Source organism: Acidovorax sp. NO-1 (assembly GCF_000238595.1).
In the GTDB taxonomy this organism is placed as follows: domain Bacteria; phylum Pseudomonadota; class Gammaproteobacteria; order Burkholderiales; family Burkholderiaceae_C; genus Acidovorax.
Window position 1 is genome coordinate 54,949 of sequence record NZ_AGTS01000002.1, and the last position, 15,592, is coordinate 70,540.

Annotated in this window: 16 protein-coding genes; 7 read left to right on the forward strand and 9 right to left on the reverse strand. The window is 66.4% G+C overall.

Annotated features, from left to right (window positions below; translation table 11 throughout):
• Positions 1–25: 25 nt before the first annotated feature.
• Genes KYG_RS00265 through KYG_RS00275 form a run of 3 tightly spaced genes read right to left on the reverse strand, consistent with a single transcriptional unit; the run spans position 26 to position 3,128 of the window.
• Positions 26–1,723 carry an AarF/ABC1/UbiB kinase family protein gene (locus KYG_RS00265; RefSeq protein WP_008902818.1) on the reverse strand — a complete coding sequence of 566 codons (1,698 nt, stop codon included), beginning with the start codon at positions 1,721–1,723 and terminating at the stop codon, positions 26–28.
• 44 nt (positions 1,724–1,767) lie between these two features.
• The gene (locus KYG_RS25325; RefSeq protein ID WP_034692332.1) at positions 1,768–1,992 is read right to left on the reverse strand and encodes a DUF2798 domain-containing protein; all 225 of its coding nucleotides are present in this window, start codon (positions 1,990–1,992) and stop codon (positions 1,768–1,770) included.
• Positions 1,989–3,128: a helix-turn-helix domain-containing protein gene (locus KYG_RS00275; protein ID WP_008902820.1), complete on the reverse strand. Its 1,140-nt coding sequence runs from the start codon at positions 3,126–3,128 to the stop codon at positions 1,989–1,991. Before KYG_RS00275 ends, KYG_RS25325 begins: the two co-directional genes overlap by 4 nt.
• Positions 3,129–3,350: 222 nt before the next feature.
• On the opposite strand from KYG_RS00275, the gene KYG_RS00280 reads away from it, so the two are divergent.
• The 7 genes from KYG_RS00280 to KYG_RS00310 all read left to right on the forward strand — a co-directional run bounded on the left by KYG_RS00280 (position 3,351) and on the right by KYG_RS00310 (position 11,192).
• Complete coding sequence (locus KYG_RS00280; protein WP_008902821.1) at positions 3,351–3,821, forward strand: (2Fe-2S)-binding protein; 471 nt, start codon at positions 3,351–3,353, stop codon at positions 3,819–3,821.
• A gap of 18 nt (positions 3,822–3,839) precedes the next feature.
• Complete coding sequence (locus KYG_RS00285; protein ID WP_008902822.1) at positions 3,840–6,227, forward strand: xanthine dehydrogenase family protein molybdopterin-binding subunit; 2,388 nt, start codon at positions 3,840–3,842, stop codon at positions 6,225–6,227.
• A gap of 11 nt (positions 6,228–6,238) precedes the next feature.
• Positions 6,239–7,030, forward strand: coding sequence for a xanthine dehydrogenase family protein subunit M (locus KYG_RS00290; RefSeq protein WP_008902823.1), 792 nt, complete (start codon positions 6,239–6,241; stop codon positions 7,028–7,030).
• Between the two features lie 232 nt (positions 7,031–7,262).
• The gene (locus KYG_RS00295) at positions 7,263–8,177 is read left to right on the forward strand and encodes a MoxR family ATPase (protein ID WP_008902824.1); all 915 of its coding nucleotides are present in this window, start codon (positions 7,263–7,265) and stop codon (positions 8,175–8,177) included.
• Positions 8,178–8,187: 10 nt separating this feature from the next.
• Positions 8,188–9,411 carry a VWA domain-containing protein gene (locus KYG_RS00300; protein ID WP_008902825.1) on the forward strand — a complete coding sequence of 408 codons (1,224 nt, stop codon included), beginning with the start codon at positions 8,188–8,190 and terminating at the stop codon, positions 9,409–9,411.
• A 39-nt stretch (positions 9,412–9,450) separates the two neighbouring features.
• On the forward strand, positions 9,451–10,083 hold the full coding sequence (locus KYG_RS00305) for a CoxG family protein (protein WP_008902826.1): 633 nt from the start codon (positions 9,451–9,453) through the stop codon (positions 10,081–10,083).
• 29 nt (positions 10,084–10,112) lie between these two features.
• The gene (locus KYG_RS00310; protein WP_008902827.1) at positions 10,113–11,192 is read left to right on the forward strand and encodes an XdhC family protein; all 1,080 of its coding nucleotides are present in this window, start codon (positions 10,113–10,115) and stop codon (positions 11,190–11,192) included.
• A 2-nt stretch (positions 11,193–11,194) separates the two neighbouring features.
• Here KYG_RS00310 and KYG_RS00315 read toward each other — a convergent pair whose 3' ends face one another.
• The 6 genes from KYG_RS00315 to KYG_RS00335 form a co-directional block, all read right to left on the reverse strand.
• Complete coding sequence (locus KYG_RS00315; RefSeq protein ID WP_008902828.1) at positions 11,195–11,704, reverse strand: low molecular weight protein-tyrosine-phosphatase; 510 nt, start codon at positions 11,702–11,704, stop codon at positions 11,195–11,197.
• Positions 11,705–11,724: 20 nt separating this feature from the next.
• Positions 11,725–12,414 carry a glutathione S-transferase family protein gene (locus KYG_RS00320; protein ID WP_192810304.1) on the reverse strand — a complete coding sequence of 230 codons (690 nt, stop codon included), beginning with the start codon at positions 12,412–12,414 and terminating at the stop codon, positions 11,725–11,727.
• Between the two features lie 108 nt (positions 12,415–12,522).
• Entirely contained in the window at positions 12,523–12,693 is a 171-nt protein-coding gene (locus KYG_RS24780) for a hypothetical protein (protein WP_008902830.1), read from the reverse strand.
• An 84-nt stretch (positions 12,694–12,777) separates the two neighbouring features.
• Positions 12,778–13,683, reverse strand: coding sequence for a transglutaminase family protein (locus KYG_RS00325; protein WP_008902831.1), 906 nt, complete (start codon positions 13,681–13,683; stop codon positions 12,778–12,780).
• Positions 13,684–13,912: 229 nt separating this feature from the next.
• Positions 13,913–14,524 (reverse strand): histidine phosphatase family protein, encoded by a 612-nt coding sequence (locus KYG_RS00330; RefSeq protein ID WP_008902832.1) that lies wholly within the window; start codon positions 14,522–14,524, stop codon positions 13,913–13,915.
• Entirely contained in the window at positions 14,502–15,470 is a 969-nt protein-coding gene (locus KYG_RS00335; protein ID WP_008902833.1) for an MBL fold metallo-hydrolase, read from the reverse strand. The genes KYG_RS00330 and KYG_RS00335 overlap by 23 nt, the downstream gene beginning before the upstream one ends.
• Positions 15,471–15,592: the final 122 nt, after the last annotated feature.

The following is a 15,592-nucleotide window of genomic DNA, read 5'->3' on the forward strand; positions in this document are numbered from 1 at the left end:
GCCGGGAGATCGCTGCGCAGGCACCTCAGTCATCATCGCGGTGGTGGCTGCTGCGCCAGATCGCGCGCACCAGCCACAGGCCACCCACCACGGCGCCAAAGAATCCCAGGAACCCAAACGCCGGCAGGCCGAAAAGCGTGGGCCCACCCTGGACCGTCATCACGATGGACGAGCCGATGATCAGCGCCGCAATCACCAGCGCCATGGCCAGCCGGTTGGCCGACCGGTCGATCTGGTCGCCCACACGCTTGAGGTGGGCCAGCTCGATGCCTACCTGCAGGTGCCCGCGCCGCGCGTTGCGCAGCAGCCGGCCGATGTCGTCCGGCAATTGTTCTACGGTGGCCAGGGCGCGCCGCAAGGTGCTCCAGGCCCGCCCGGCCAGCACCTTGGGCTCGTAACGCTCGCGCACTACCTCTTTGAGCAGCGGAAGCGCCTCGGTGGCCATGTGGAAGTCCGGATCAAGGTTGCGCCCCATGCCTTCGAGCGAAATGAAGGCCTTGATCAGCAGTGCCAGGTCGGAGGGCAGGCCCAGGTGGTGCTCGCGCAGGATGGCGCTCACATCGGCCAGCATCTGCCCCAGGCTCAGCTGCGCCAGTGGCACACCGTGGTACTGGTCTACAAAGGCTTCGATTTCGGTCTCCAGCTGGCCCGGATGGCTGCTGGAGGCGTCCCCGGTCCAGTCCAGCAGTACGTCCGCCACGGCCTGGGGCTGGTGCTCCACCAGGCCCAGCAGCAGCTGCAGCAGCTCATCGCGGCGGCGCTGCGACAGGCGGCCCACCATGCCGAAGTCGATGAAGGCAATCCGGTTGCCCGGCAGGTAGAACAGGTTGCCCGGGTGCGGGTCGGCATGGAAAAGCCCGTCCTGCACGATCATCCGGAGCACCGCCTGCGCGCCGCGCTGCGCCAGCACCGTGCGGTCAAAGCCCGCCTCGGTGGTCAGTGCTGCCAGGGCGCTGCCCGGCGTGCCATCGATGAAGTCCTGCACGTTGATGCGCTCGCGCGTGTAGGCCCAGTGCACGCGGGGGATCACGATGTGGGGCAGTGCCGCCATGTTGGTGGCAATGCGCTCGGCCTGGCGGCATTCGCCGGCCAGGTCCAGCTCGCGGCGCAAGGATCGTGCGAATTCGCGCACCAGTTGCTGGGGCCGGTAGGGCTTGAGCGAGGGCAGCTCGGCCTCGGCCAGCGCCGCCAGCCGCACCAGCAGGCGCAGGTCCGCGTGGATGGTGTCAGTGATGCCGGGGCGGCGGATCTTGACGACCACTTCGGTGCCGTCGTGCAGCCGCGCGCGGTGCACCTGGGCAATCGATGCGGCGGCCAGCGGCGTGGTATCGAACCAGGCAAACACAGCTTCGGGCTCGGCGCCCAGGTCCTCGCGCAGCTGCGGGCGCAGTGCGTCGATGGGCACCGCAGGCACGTGGCTGTGCAGCTTCTCGAATTCTGCAATCCACTCGGGCCCAAACAGGTCGGCGCGGCCCGCGAGGATCTGGCCGAACTTCACAAACGCCGGGCCCAGCTCCTCCAGCGCCAGCCGCACCTGCACCGGGGGCTCCACGCGGGCCAGGTCGGCGGCGTGCGTCCAGTTCAGTGCCTGGCCCGCGCGCTCCAGCCGGTCGGCCAGGCCCAGGCGGCGCACGGTGTCGCCAAAACCGTGGCGCACCATCACGCCCAGAATTTCCTTCAGGCGCCCCAGGTCGCGCGCGGTGTCCAGCGTCTCGATCAGCATGGGGGGATGATAGGCCCCCTGCACCGGGCGTGGGGCCGCGCGGATCAGTCCCACGTGGTGAGGCGTGGCGCCGCTTTGCGGGCGAGCGGGGCGGCCACCATCACCGCCCGGAAGGCGAACAGCCAGCACGTGAGCCATGCGCCTGTCCACAGGCCCAGGAAATCCTGGTGGGGTTGCACATGGCAAAAAGTGCAGATGCCCGGCGGACGGTTTTTGGTGCCTGGAACAGACCAGCCCCAGCGTCCGACGCCGCAGCGCGACGGGCTCACTCTGCCTTGGGCGTGCCCAGCTTGCGGTACACCGTGGCGCGGCTGATGCCCAGGGTGCGCGCTGCTTCGGCGACGTTGCCGCGCGCGTCCCGCACGGCGCGCCGGATCATGGCGACCTCGGCCTCGCGCAGCGGGGCTGGCGCGGGGGTTGCCCCCGCGATCTGCAACCTGTGCGCTGCGCCCGGGTTGCGCGGGTGTGTGGACGGTATTGCCAGGGCATGCAGTCGCAGGCCCGACCACAACGGGAGATCCAGCGGCTGCCTACTGTGCTGGCGGGCAGCGTCGAACACCATCGTCCACGGCATGGCCAGCAGGTCGCTGCAGTGGGTTGGCGATCCGGGTACCAGCGAGGGATGGGGAACGAGCTGGCGTGCCAGGCTGTTGGCGCCCACGACGTAGCCTTCGACGTCCAGTGCCATCAGGCCATCTCCGTCCCCGCCCAACGTGCAACCGGGCCAGTTCAGGCGCAGCAGCAGTGCGTGCGGCAGCTGCAGCAGCAGGGCGTCTTCCATGGCGCGTGCCGAGCGGGCCACCAGGTGGCGCAGCTCGGGCCGCTCGGGAACATCCACGCCGGTCAGGTCCAGCATGCCCACACACCGGCCCTGCGGGTCGAACAGCGGTGCGCCCGCGCAGCTGTAGCTGGCGTTGTCATCAAAGAAGTGTTCGCCGCGGTGCAGCCACACCGGCTGCAGCTCGGTCAGTGCAGCGCCGATGGCGGTGGTGCCCACTGCGGCTTCCGACAGGTCGATCCCCACGCGGCCGATGGCGCTGGCACGTGGGTCGTTGCGGTCGCAGTGGCCTTGCACGTCCACCACGATGCCCTGGGCGTCCGTCAGCATCGCGAAGTAGCGCATGCCGGCAATGGCGCGGGTGAGCTGCTGCAGCACCGGGCCCGCAGCACGCAGCAGGTGGTGGTTCTGCTCCTGGCTGAGGCGCAGCGCCGTGGCGCTGACGGCGTCAAACGCCACGCGCCGCGTGGGCTCCAGGCCCCGCGCCAGGCAGCGCTGCCAGGACCGTGCAATCCACGGCTCCACCTCGGCGCGCACGGGCGCTGCACCGTCGGACAGCAGGCTCTGGCGCGCCTGCGCAATCAGCGCGTGGCGGTCAGCAGCGGGGTGGGGCGCGGAGATCAGCATGGTGAACAGGCTCCTGGAGGTCCGCATCATGCGCCGGTGTGCACTGCAGCATGTTTCATTTTGAGAATATCCAGCCAAGGTCCCCGGAAATTAAGGGTTGTCCCTGAGGATGAGGCGGGGAGCCCGGCAGAAGATGCGTGAGCGATGAGCGTGTCCTCGATCCCCTCCGCGGGGTCGTGAGCGCGCTCCTATCCAGCCAGAACCACTCCAGGAGACAGCCAGATGCAAGTACAGTTCACGGTCAACGGGCGCGCTGCCAGTGTTGACGTCCCTCCCAATACCCTGCTTGTCCATGCGCTGCGAGAGCACCTCATGCTCACCGGCACCCATGTGGGTTGCGACACCAGCCAGTGCGGGGCGTGCACGGTGCATGTGAACGGCCGGGCCGTCAAATCCTGCGCCATGCTGGCGGTGCAGGCGCAGGGGGCCGAGGTGACGACCATCGAAGGCATGGCGTCGGAAGACGGCACCATGCACCCCATGCAGGCGGCGTTCAAGGAGTGCCATGGCCTGCAGTGCGGCTTCTGCACGCCGGGCATGGTGATGAGTGCGGTGGACCTGTGCAAGAACCACCCCAACGCCAACGAAGGCGAGATCCGCGAACTGCTCGAAGGCAACATTTGCCGCTGCACCGGCTACCAGAACATCGTGCGCGCGGTGCAGGTTGGCCAAAAAGCCATGGCGTCGGCTTAAACACAAAGGAGAAGAACCATGGGTGCATCCGACTTTTCCAAGCTGCCGCACATCGGCGAATCCATCAAGCGCAAGGAAGACTATCGCTTCCTGACCGGTGCGGGCCAGTACACCGACGACGTGGTGCTGGCCGCGCAAAGCCACGCGGTGTTTGTGCGCTCGCCGCACGCGCACGCCAAGATCAACAGCATCAACATTGACGCCGCCAAGGCCGCGCCCGGCGTGCTCGGCGTGTTCGTGGGCCCCGATGTGGCGGCCGACAGCATCAACGGCCTGCCTTGCGGCTGGCTCATCACCAGCACCGACGGCCAGCCCATGAAGGAGCCGCCGCACCCCATCCTGGCCCAGGGCAAGGTGCGCTATGTGGGCGACCACGTGGCCATGGTGGTGGCGCTGACCCAGCAGCAGGCGCGCGACGCGGCCGAGCTGGTGGAGGTGGACTACGACGTGCTGCCTGCCGTGGTGAACGTGGCCGACGCTGCGTCGGGTGCTGTGGAAGGTGCGGCGCTGCATGACATTGCGCCCGACAACCACTGCTTCAAGTGGGCCATTGGCGACAAGGGCGGCGTGGACGCCGCATTTGCCAATGCCGCTCACGTCACCAAGCTCGACCTGATCAACAACCGGCTGATCCCCAACGCCATGGAGCCGCGTGCGGCCATCGGCAGCTACAACCGCGCGAGCGACGAATACACGCTGTACGTCAGCAACCAGAACCCGCACGTCGAGCGCCTGCTGATGACGGCGTTTGTGATGGGCCTGCCCGAGCACAAGGTGCGTGTGATTGCGCCCGATGTGGGCGGCGGCTTCGGCTCCAAGATCTATCTCTACGCTGAGGACGTGTGCCTGACCTGGGCGTCCAAAAAGCTCAACCGCAACATCAAGTGGGTGGCCGACCGCAGCGAAGCGTTCTTGAGCGACGCGCACGGCCGCGACCACGTGAGCCACGCCGAGATGGCGATGGACAAGGATGGCAAGTTCCTGGCGCTGCGCGTGCACACCCATGCCAACCTGGGCGCGTACCTGAGCACCTTTGCCAGCGCCGTGCCCACCATCCTGTACGCCACGCTGCTGGCCGGCCAGTACAGCACGCCGCAGGTGTATGTAGAGGTGGACTCTTGGTTCACCAACACCGCACCGGTCGATGCCTACCGGGGTGCCGGTCGCCCCGAGGCCACCTACCTGTTGGAGCGCCTGGTCTCGCGCTGCGCATGGGATATGGGGCTGTCGCAGGACGAAATCCGCCGCCGCAACTTCATCAACACCTTCCCGTACCAGACGCCTGTGGCGCTGCAGTACGACACCGGCGACTTCAACGCGTGTCTGGATGGCGCCAACAAGCTGGCGGATGTGGCCGGGTTTGAGCAGCGCAAGGCGGCCAGCGCGGCCAAGGGCCTGCTGCGGGGTATCGGCTACTCGTCGTACATCGAGGCCTGTGGCATTGCGCCGTCCAACATCGCGGGCGCTCTGGGGGCGCGCGCCGGGTTGTTTGAATGCGGTGAGGTGCGCGTGCACCCCACGGGCAGCGTGACGGTGTTCACCGGCTCGCACAGCCATGGCCAGGGGCATGAGACCACCTTTGCGCAGGTGGTGGCCGCGCGCCTGGGCATTCCGGTCGAAAACGTGGACATCGTGCACGGCGACACGGGCCGCGTGCCGTTTGGCATGGGCACCTATGGCTCGCGCTCCATCAGCGTGGGCGGGGCGGCCATCATGAAAGCGCTGGACAAGATCGAAGCCAAGGCCAAGAAGATTGCTGCGCATTTGATGGAGGCCAGCGACGCCGACATCGACTTTGCCAACGGCGAGTTCACGGTGCGAGGCACCGACAGGAAGGTCCCGTTCGGCCAGGTGTCGCTGGCGGCCTATGTGCCGCACAACTACCCGCTGGATGTGCTGGAGCCGGGCCTGAACGAAACTGCGTTCTACGATCCCACCAACTTCACCTTCCCGGCAGGCACCTACATCTGCGAGGTGGAGATCGACCCGCAGACCGGCGTGACGCGCGTGGACAAGTTCACGGCGGTGGACGACTTCGGCACCATCATCAACCCCATGATCGTGGAAGGGCAGGTGCATGGCGGACTGGTGCAGGGCATTGGCCAGGCGATGATGGAAAACTGCGTGTACGACCGCGAGACCGGCCAGCTGCTCACCGGCAGCTTCATGGACTACGCCATGCCGCGCGCCGATGACTTCCCCGAGTTCAAACTGGGCCATGTGTGCACACCCTGCACCCACAACCCGCTGGGCACCAAGGGCTGCGGCGAGGCCGGGGCCATCGGCTCGCCACCAGCGGTGATCAACGCCGTGCTCGATGCGCTGCGGCCCCTGGGCGTGAAGGACTTCGACATGCCCGCGTCGCCCCACCGTGTGTGGGAAGCGATTCAACAAGCCAAGGCATAAGGAGACCAACCATGTACGCATTCAACTTTGAGGCTCCTTCCTCCACCGCAGCCGCTGCACAGCTCATCGCCCAGGGCGGCAAGCTGCTCGCGGGCGGGCAAAGCCTGCTGCCGTCCATGCGGCTGCGCCTGGCCAACCCTGAAAAGATCGTGGACCTCAACAGCATCCCTGAGCTGGCGGGCATCCGCCGCGAAGGCAACGCGCTGGTCATCGGCGCCATGACCCGCCACATGGACGTGGCGAACAGTGCCGACGTCAAAGCCGCCATCCCCGCACTGGCCGACCTGGCCGCCCACATCGGCGACCGGCAGGTGCGCGCACGCGGCACCCTGGGTGGTTCGGTGGCCAACAACGACCCAGCGGCCTGCTACCCCAGCGCCGTGCTGGGCCTGGGCGCCACGGTCATCACCAACCAGCGTGAGATCGCAGCCGACGACTTTTTTGTGGGCATGTACACCACGGCACTGGAAGAGGGCGAGATCATCACCGCCATCCGCTTCCCGATCCCGAAGCGCGCGGCGTACCTCAAGTTCAAGCAGGCGGCGTCACGCTTCTCGCTGGTGGGGGTGTTTGTGGCGCAGACCGATACCGGCGTGCGCGTGGCCATCACGGGCGCAGCCAGCAGCGTGTTCCGGCATGCGGGGCTGGAAGCAGCGCTTAACCAGAGCTTTACGGCGCAGTCCGCTGCGGCGGTGAAGATTGATGCGAGCGACCTGAACGCTGACATCCACGCGAGCGCGGCCTACCGCGCCAACCTCATCAGCGTGCAGACGCAAAGGGCCGTGGCGCAGATGCTGGGTTGAGATCCGTAGGTCGGATGAGCGCAGCGTAAGCCGACATTGCTGCGCCACTCTTTCCGTGGGTGTCGGGTTACGCCCTGCGTGCTAACCCGACCTACGGGGCCGCGAGGCCAGTTGCAATCATCTTGGGTGGCATGCAAGGTTAATTTTTGAATGAAATTGGCCTCTAGCGCTTGTCTATCAAACGCTAGTAGCTATAAAAAACATAGTAATGAACGTTTCCCCTGCTGCGCCCATGACCGCGGCCGCGCTGTCCTCCATCGACGCCCTGGTGTTGGCCTTGCAGGGCGTGGGCTACTTTGCCGACCGGCGGCTGGCCACGGCCGTGTTCCTGGCGCTCAAGCTGCAGCGCCCGCTGCTGCTGGAGGGTGAGCCTGGTGTTGGCAAGACGGCGCTGGCTAAGGCCTTGGGCGAGGTGCTTGAGCGCAGTCTGATCCGCCTGCAGTGCTACGACGGACTGGAGCAGCGCGAGGCACTGTACGAATGGAACTACGCCGCCCAGTTGTTGCATATGCGTGCCGCGGAAGGCAAAGGCAGTGCCGACATGGCGCAGGTCGAGCGCGAGGTGTACCAGGACCGCTTCCTTATTCGTCGCCCGCTGCTGCAAGCCCTGCAGGCGCCAGCGCCTGGTGCAGTGCTGTTGATCGACGAGGTGGACCGCGCCGATGAGCCCTTCGAGGCGTTTTTGCTCGAATACCTGGGCGAGTACCAGGTCAGCATTCCCGAGATTGGCACCGTGCGCGCCACGGCCACGCCGGTCACCCTCCTCACCAGCAACCGCACGCGCGACCTGCACGACGCCGTCAAGCGCCGCTGCCTGTACCACTGGCTGGACTACCCCGAGCGCGAGCGCGAGCTGGCCATCGTGCGTGCGCAGGTGCCGGACGCCAGCGCGGCTTTGGCCACCCAGGTGGCGGATTTTGTGGGGCGGCTGCGCAGCCAGCCGTTTGCCAACGCCTTCCAGCGCGCACCGGGCATTGCCGAGAGCGTGGAATGGGCCAAGGCGCTGGTGGCGCTCGACACCATCGTGGTGGACCCCGAGGTGGTGTCCGATACCGCAGGCATCCTGTTCAAGCAGCGCGAGGATGTGGCGGCGCTCACCCGCGACATGGCGGTGCAGTTGCTGCAGCCCGCCGATGCCAATGCATGAGAACCGCCCGATGGCCGAGGGCGCGATGTTCTCCCAACTCGGCGATGCCCGCACCGGCAAGCTGGCCGACAACCTGAGCGGCTTTGGCCGCACGCTGCGCCGCGCTGGCGTGCGGGTGGATGCGGCCCGCATGGCGCTGGCGCAGCAGGCGGTGATGCTGGTGGGCCTGCAGCGCGAGGACTTCAGCGCCGCACTGGAGGCGGTGCTGGTCAGCCGCGAGCAAGACCGCATGGTGTTCCGCGAGCTGTTCGACGCCTACTTTCGCAATCCCAACGTCGCACAGAAGCTGCTGGCACAGATGCTGCCCAGCGCCGAGTCCAAGGCCGAGCCCGTCAAGCGCCGCCCGCGCGTGAGCGAGGCCCTGGCCCCCGTGCGCGCCGCGCGCAATGCACCGCCCGCACGCAAAGAAGACAAGATCGAATTCGACGCCGCCATGACGGCCAGCGACCTGCAGCGCTTGCGCCACGCCGACTTCAACCAGCTCTCGGCCAGCGAATACCTGCTGGTGGAGCGTCTGGCGCGCGAAGTGCCCTTGCCCTTGCCGCGCTACGCGGCCCGGCGCACCCGCCCCGGTGTGCGCGGCAGCCGACCGCACTGGCCGGGCGCCATGCACCACGCGGCGCGCAACGGGGGCGAGGTGCTGTATATCCCGCTGCTGCAGCGGCGCCAGCAACCGCTGCCCCTGCTGGTGCTGGTGGATGTGTCCGGCTCCATGGAGCGTTACGCGCGGCTGCTGCTGGCGTTTTTGCATGCCGCGACCTCCGCGCGCCACACCGGCGCTGCAGGTGGGGTCGTGCGCCGCGACGTGTTTGCGTTTGGCACCGGGCTGACCGATCTCACGCCAGCATTTCGCCTGGCCGATACCGACGCGATGCTGCAGGTGGCCAGCCATTCCATCAATGATTTTGCGGGGGGCACCCGCATGGGCGACAGCCTGGCCCAGCTGCGTTTGCAGCATGCCCGGAGGCTGGTGGGGCGGCGCACCCTCGTGCTGCTGATCAGCGACGGGCTGGACACCGGCACGCCCGAGGTGCTGGCGCAAGAACTGGGGTGGCTGCGCCGCCACTGCGGCCGCCTGCTGTGGCTCAACCCGCTGTTGCGCTTCGAGGGCTATGCACCCACGGCACGCGGTGCGGCCGAACTGCACCGCCATGCCCATGGCATGGTGGCCGTGCACAACCTGAGCCGTCTGCAGGATCTGGCCGCCAGCCTGGCGGCCGTGCTGCGGCAGTGACCGATTTCAGAAATAACCAGACAACATAAGGAACCCACCATGGAAATGCAAGCCAGCCGAACCCTTGCCGTCAGCCAGCAACAGGCCTGGGAGGCACTCAACGACCCCGAGGTGCTCAAGCTGTGCATTCCCGGCTGCGACAAGGTCGAGCCCACGGCCGAGAACCAGTATTCGGTGGCCATGGCGCTCAAGATCGGGCCCGTGTCGGCCAAGTTCGCGGGCAAGATCACGCTGTCCGACATCGTGCCGCCCGAGAGCTACAACATCGCCTTCGATGGCTCCGGCGGCGTGGCAGGCTTTGGCAAGGGCAACGCCCAGGTCAAGCTGGTGCCGCTGCCCGCCGATGCGGCGGGGCAGGCCAGCTGCGAGTTGCATTACACGGTGCATGCCTCGGTGGGCGGCAAGATCGCCCAGCTGGGCCAGCGCCTCATCGACGGCGCAGCCAAGAGCATGGCTGAGGACTTCTTCAAGCGGTTCGACGACGAGATGCAGCGCCGCTTTCCGCGCGCTGAAGCCCCTCCAGCAGATGCAGCGGCAAGTGCCGATGCCATCACCCAGCCAGGCACAGTAGGAGAGGGCAGCGCCACCCAGGGCGGCGGTATCCCAGCGTGGGTGTGGGGTGTTGGTGTGGCGGCCTTCGTATTGCTGGCCTGGTGGTTCAATCGGGGTTGATTGCTCGGGGCTGCGGAAGGAAGTGAGTCATGGAAAATTTGGACGTCGTCGTGCTGCGCACGCTGCAGGGCTGGCGTGCCGCAGGGCGCCGTGCGCTGCTGGCCACGGTGGTGCGCACGTGGGGCTCGTCGCCCCGGCCCGTGGGCTCGATCATGGCGCTGTGCGAAGACGGCGCGGTGGTGGGTTCGGTGTCGGGCGGGTGCATTGAGGACGACCTGATCGACCGCCACACCCGCGCCTATGCGCAGGCGGGCGCGGCGGCAGACGGTACAGACCATCGCATCCCCAGCGGGCCGCCATCGTTCGTCAAATACGGCATCAGCGCCGACGAAGCCCATCGCTTTGGCCTGCCCTGCGGTGGCACGCTGGAGCTGCTGCTCGAATACGACCCCGACCCCACCCTGCTCGCCGAGTTGATTGCCCAGCTGGCCGCCGGGCGCCTGGTGCAGCGCACCGTGCGCCTGTCCGATGGCGCCGTGACCTTGGCGCCCACCCAGGCGCCTGAAGACCTGGTGGTGGATGCACTGCAGCTCACCAACACCTTCGGGCCCGAGTACCGCATGCTGCTCATCGGCGCGGGGCAGCTCACCGAGTACCTGGCCACCATGGCCTTGTTCAACGGCTTTGCCGTGACGGTGTGCGACCCGCGCGAGGAATACCGGGGCAGCTGGAACGTACCCGGCGCCACCGTGGTCAGCGACATGCCCGACGACGTGGTGCTGGCCTTCAAACCCGACCGCCGGAGCTGCGTGGTGGCCCTCACGCACGACCCCAAGCTTGATGACCTGGCGCTGCTGGAGGCATTGAACACCGAGGCGTTCTATGTGGGCGGCATCGGCTCGCGCCGTAACAACGAGGCGCGGCGCGCCCGCATGATCGAACACTTTGCGCAGACCGAAGCGAGCCTTGAGCGCCTGCGGGGGCCGATCGGCATCTACATCGGCAGCAAGACACCACCCGAAATTGCGGTGAGCGTGATGGCTGAAATCCTGGCCGTCAAAAACGGCGTGACCCTGCCGCGCGACATGGAGGTGGCCCAGGCCAAGAATGACCGGGAGCTGGCGCGCAACGACCCCGGTGCGATGGTGTGTGGGGTGCGCGCGGCGTAGTGCTAAAGCGGCTTGGACCGCAGCTGCAGCTGCTGCCGCACATGGCGCAGCAGGCCGTCGCAGGCGTCTTCCACCAGGTCCAGCACCTCTTCAAAGCCGGCAGCTCCACCGTAGTACGGGTCGGGCACCACGGGGCTGTCGAATTGTCGGCAGAACTCTGTCATACGGCGCAGTTTGCGGGCGTGTTCGGGTGGACAAAGGTCTTGCGCGAGGGCCAGGTTGTCCCAGTCCATCGCCAGAATCAGATCGTGGCGTTCAAAGTCGTTGGCCAGCATCTGCCGAGCGCGCAGATCCGACAGGTCGTAGCCCCGTTGCGCTGCGTGGCGTTGCGTCCGTTCGTCCGGTGCCTTGCCGGGGTGGTAGTTGTGGGTGCCTGCTGAGTCCACACGCACCTGGCTGGCCAAACCACTGTGAACCACCTTGTGCCGGAACACGCCGTGGGCCGTGGGGCTGCGGCAGATGTTGCCCATGCACACAAAAAGCACCGAGTAGGTAGCGACGCGGTCAGGCATTTCTGTGATCCCGACTATGTTCAGGCGGACATCACCACCGGGCCACCCTTGGCAATGCCGCGCTGGTACGCGGGGCGGGCCTCCATGCGCTGCTTGTAGGCCAGAAGGTTGGGGCACGCACCGGCCTTGCTGGCGCGTGAGAGGGCGGCCTCGACCGCAAAGCTCATCTGAAAATCGGCCATGGTGAGGTGCTCGCCCGCAAACCAGCGGTGCGTGCCCAGGTGCTGCTCCATGAAGTCCAGCGCAGCGTTCACGTTAGGGTCGATCAACTTCTCCTGGACCTTGCCGCACAGCGCCTTGGCAATGGGCTTGACGAAGAACGGCATGGGCTGGGTGGGAATGGTCATGAACACCAGTTTCATCACCAGCCAGTTCATGAGCGAGCCTTCGGCGTAGTGCATCCAGAAGCGGCACTGGCGGTACTCTGGCGTGCGCGGGGCGGGTTGCAGGTGGGTCAGGTCGCCGCCCGCCTGGGTGCCGAAGGTTTCCACCAGGTATTCGATGATCGCACCCGACTCGGCGATGACTTCCTTGCCGTCAGTGATCACCGGCGATTTGCCGAGCGGGTGGATTTTCTTGAGCTCAGGCGGGGCCAGCCGGGTGGCCTTGTCGCGCTGGTAGACCTTGAGCTCGTAGGGAACACCCAGTTCTTCGAGCAGCCAGAGAACGCGCTGCGAGCGCGAGGTTTCGAGGTGGTGGACAGTGATCATGCGCACCATCTTAGCGGGCACCATGACAGGCATGCACCTGGGGCCAGAAACAAGAATGCCCTCAAATTGAGGGCACTTCCGGGATGGCGGGGCCAAGCCCCAAGGCTATCAACCGCCCTTGCGCGAACGCTTGCCAGGGTTCTTCTTGCTGCGAGTGGCCACGCCACGTTCCAGGCTCACGCGCTGACCACGGCCGGGGGTGTTCAGCGTCACGCCGGGCATGGGCTTTGGCTGGGGGGTACGTTTACGGTCTGCTTCGGTGACGATCTTGTTGCCCATGGTAGGTCTCTGAGATAGTGGAAAAAAGGAGATATTAGGCCATAGTGGCGCAAACGTCTGCTGCGGACGGGGGCAAGCCCCGCTTCATGGCACGTGGAAACCCCCTGCAAAGCCTGCTCCATGGTCGGTCGACAAGGCGTCGGAACCATGGTTCGGCAGTACAAAGCCACGCGCTGCGTCTTCGATCGCCCGGGTGCGAATGACGGGTGGTTGCGCACGGACCCCTCCGAAAATCGTGGCGAATGCCACGTCGGCCGCATCCCGCCCGGTGCCAAAGCGCAGCAAACCCATGGGGATGGCGGTGCCCGAAGGGTCGAAGATGTACCAGCGGTCACCCAGATAAACCTCCACATAGGCGTGGAAATCAGGAGGGCCCAGGGCCGGGTCCGCACCGTAGTCTGTCCCGGTCGTGAAGCGGGCGGGGATGTTGATGGCCCGGCACAGCGCAATCATGAGGTGGGCGAAGTCCCTGCACACGCCCACCTGTTCGATCAACGTGTCCACCGCCGCGGTGTTGGAGTTGGATGTGTTGGACGTGAAGGCCACATGCTTTCGCACCCAGTCACAAATCGCCTGCACCCGGCTGTGGCCCTGCCAGAGCGATCCGAACTCATTGAGTGCCAGTCGCAAGAGGCGGTCAGACTGGCAGTAGCGGCTGGGGTAGATGTAGCCCAGTACCTCCTGGGGCAGATACCGCACCGGTACTTCCGCCAATTGGGCGGGGTCGCTGCGGTGGTGCGTGATGTCTACCGTGGCGCAGTACGACAGGTGCAGCGGCCCCGGCTCACCGTGCAGGCGCAGATAGCGGTTGCTGGTGGCGGGGTCCGTATGGATCTGGGTCGCGATGTCCTGGTTGATGACCAGACGCTCGGCGCTGACCGCCTGGCTGGGGGTTTGCGCCGCGTGGATGTTGAAGACGAAATCGGCCCCATAGGCGTCGATTTCGTAGTTCAGGTCAATCTCTAGTTCCATGCGCACGCGCTGTGGCATGGCACGCAGGGCTGGAGCCGTGCCGGGGCCTGGCACCTCGGGCCATGGGGCTGGACGGAGCGGAGAAGCGGGGGGCGCAGGGATGCTGTGGGTGTATGACATGGGTGCCTCTTAACCCCTGCGCAGAGCACGACTTGGCTCATTGCGCGTCTGCCAGACTTCCCGGCATGGGGCGTCACCCGAGCTTAGGTAACGTCGCCCACGGCTGCTGTAGGCGAACGGCCCGCTTTTACGCAGGCGGCGCGATACGACCCAGCACGCGCGCTTTGCCGCTGGGTCCTGGCGCGAGAATGAGCCCTTCGCCAGACTGCGCGGAGTAGCCCGTCAGGTCAGACAGCACAAACATGTGCGTGAACCAGGCTTCAAAGCGTCCAGTCTGGCCCGCCACCGCAACCAGTGCCTCCTGGAGTTCCTGCAAATGCTGCGCTCCCGTGCTTTCGCTGACGCCACGTGGCGAACCGAGCGCCGGCCACACCTGGGGGGCGCCAAAGGTCAGCGTGGCACTGTCGATGCAGCGGCACCAGGGGCTGGACCGCACCCGGGTGGGCTCCAGCTGGCGCGCGCGGAACCATTCCCCCATGCGGCGGGCCTGGTCCCTGCCTTGCTCGCTGAGATTGCGCTGGGTGCTGCAATCGCCCAGGCGAAACCCCGGCGGATCGAAAGTGCCGGGTGCCAACGCATGGCGAAATGCCACCACGACCCCACCCTTTCGGAGCAGGGCCTGGGGATTGCCTTCTTCCTGCACCGTCTGGGCATGCGCTGACGCCAGGCCGGAGCCCAGGGCCGCGCCCAGAAGGGTGCGGCGGCTCAGCAACCCTTCAGGTGGCAGGCTGGAACGCATAGCCGTTGCCTGACGCTTGCATGCGACCGAAGGCTGGGAACGGGAAGTGGAAGCCCCCCAGCATGGCATTGCTGGCGGTGATCCGCTGGAACACATCGCGGCGTACCTTGCGCGCTGCTTCGGCGTCCATGTCAAAAGTCACCGCCCAGTCCGGATTGCGTGCAAACAGGGCCGGCACGTTGGTCAGGTCTGCCACGTAGAAGAACGTCTGCCCTGCCGAGTTGAGTTCAAACAGCGTGTGCCCGGGGGTATGGCCATAGGCCGCCACCGACTTGATGCCGGGGGCGACTTCCGTGTCTGCCGCGAACTGCACCAGTGTGTCTGCGGGCATGGTGGCAAAGGTGCGGCGTACGTTCTCGAACGCGCCTTTCATGCCTGCGGGGGCTGCGGCCATGCGCGCGTCGTCCATCCAGAATGCGTGTTCAGCCGCTGGAACCATTACCTTGGCCTTGGGAAAAGTCCATTCGCCCGCCTTGTTGCGCAGGCCATTGATGTGGTCGCCGTGGAAGTGGCTGATCAGCACCGTGTCGATGTCAGTGGCCTGGAATCCGGCCGCGCGCAGGCTCTCCAGGAGCTTTCCGGTGGTGGCACCGCCGAACTCGCCCAGGCCGGTGTCGATGAGGATCCTTCTCGCACCGGCCACCACCAGGAAAGGCGTGTAGGGCACGTCGATGTAGTCCGTGGGCAGGCCTTGCGACGCCAGCAGCGCACGCACTTCGGTGATCGGAGCGTTCTTGACAAACTCTTCCCCCAGAGGGCGGCGCGTGATGCCATCGTTCAGCGCTATCACTTCCACGTCGCCGACTTTCATGCGGCGAAAGCCTGGGCTGGGCAGCGTGGGGGTTCCGAAGTTGGGCGCGTTTTGGGCCCACACGGGGACAAAGGAGCCCGCCGCGTAGACGGTGGTGGCCAGGCTTGCGCCCAGGAAGTGACGGCGTGACAGCATTAGACTCTCCAGTATCAAGTTGAACCAAGGAGTCGCAACTGTAGCGGCGCTGACGCAATACGCCGCTTTCGGCCCGGTAACCTGTATGGACCGTGGGGCTTTTGAGAGCCTTTGGGAGCAGC

Bases quoted from the DNA above. Each gene is read 5' to 3' on its own strand.
- KYG_RS00265 (WP_008902818.1), bottom strand. From the start codon at position 1,723: ATGCTGATCGAGACGCTGGACACCGCGCGCGACCTGGGGCGCCTGAAG.
- KYG_RS00275 (WP_008902820.1), bottom strand. From the start codon at position 3,128: ATGCTGATCTCCGCGCCCCACCCCGCTGCTGACCGCCACGCGCTGATT.
- KYG_RS00280 (WP_008902821.1), top strand. From the start codon at position 3,351: ATGCAAGTACAGTTCACGGTCAACGGGCGCGCTGCCAGTGTTGACGTC.
- KYG_RS00285 (WP_008902822.1), top strand. From the start codon at position 3,840: ATGGGTGCATCCGACTTTTCCAAGCTGCCGCACATCGGCGAATCCATC.
- KYG_RS00290 (WP_008902823.1), top strand. From the start codon at position 6,239: ATGTACGCATTCAACTTTGAGGCTCCTTCCTCCACCGCAGCCGCTGCA.
- KYG_RS00295 (WP_008902824.1), top strand. From the start codon at position 7,263: ATGACCGCGGCCGCGCTGTCCTCCATCGACGCCCTGGTGTTGGCCTTG.
- KYG_RS00300 (WP_008902825.1), top strand. From the start codon at position 8,188: ATGGCCGAGGGCGCGATGTTCTCCCAACTCGGCGATGCCCGCACCGGC.
- KYG_RS00305 (WP_008902826.1), top strand. From the start codon at position 9,451: ATGGAAATGCAAGCCAGCCGAACCCTTGCCGTCAGCCAGCAACAGGCC.
- KYG_RS00310 (WP_008902827.1), top strand. From the start codon at position 10,113: ATGGAAAATTTGGACGTCGTCGTGCTGCGCACGCTGCAGGGCTGGCGT.
- KYG_RS00315 (WP_008902828.1), bottom strand. From the start codon at position 11,704: ATGCCTGACCGCGTCGCTACCTACTCGGTGCTTTTTGTGTGCATGGGC.
- KYG_RS00320 (WP_192810304.1), bottom strand. From the start codon at position 12,414: ATGATCACTGTCCACCACCTCGAAACCTCGCGCTCGCAGCGCGTTCTC.
- KYG_RS24780 (WP_008902830.1), bottom strand. From the start codon at position 12,693: ATGGGCAACAAGATCGTCACCGAAGCAGACCGTAAACGTACCCCCCAG.
- KYG_RS00325 (WP_008902831.1), bottom strand. From the start codon at position 13,683: ATGCCACAGCGCGTGCGCATGGAACTAGAGATTGACCTGAACTACGAA.
- KYG_RS00330 (WP_008902832.1), bottom strand. From the start codon at position 14,524: ATGCGTTCCAGCCTGCCACCTGAAGGGTTGCTGAGCCGCCGCACCCTT.
- KYG_RS00335 (WP_008902833.1), bottom strand. From the start codon at position 15,470: ATGCTGTCACGCCGTCACTTCCTGGGCGCAAGCCTGGCCACCACCGTC.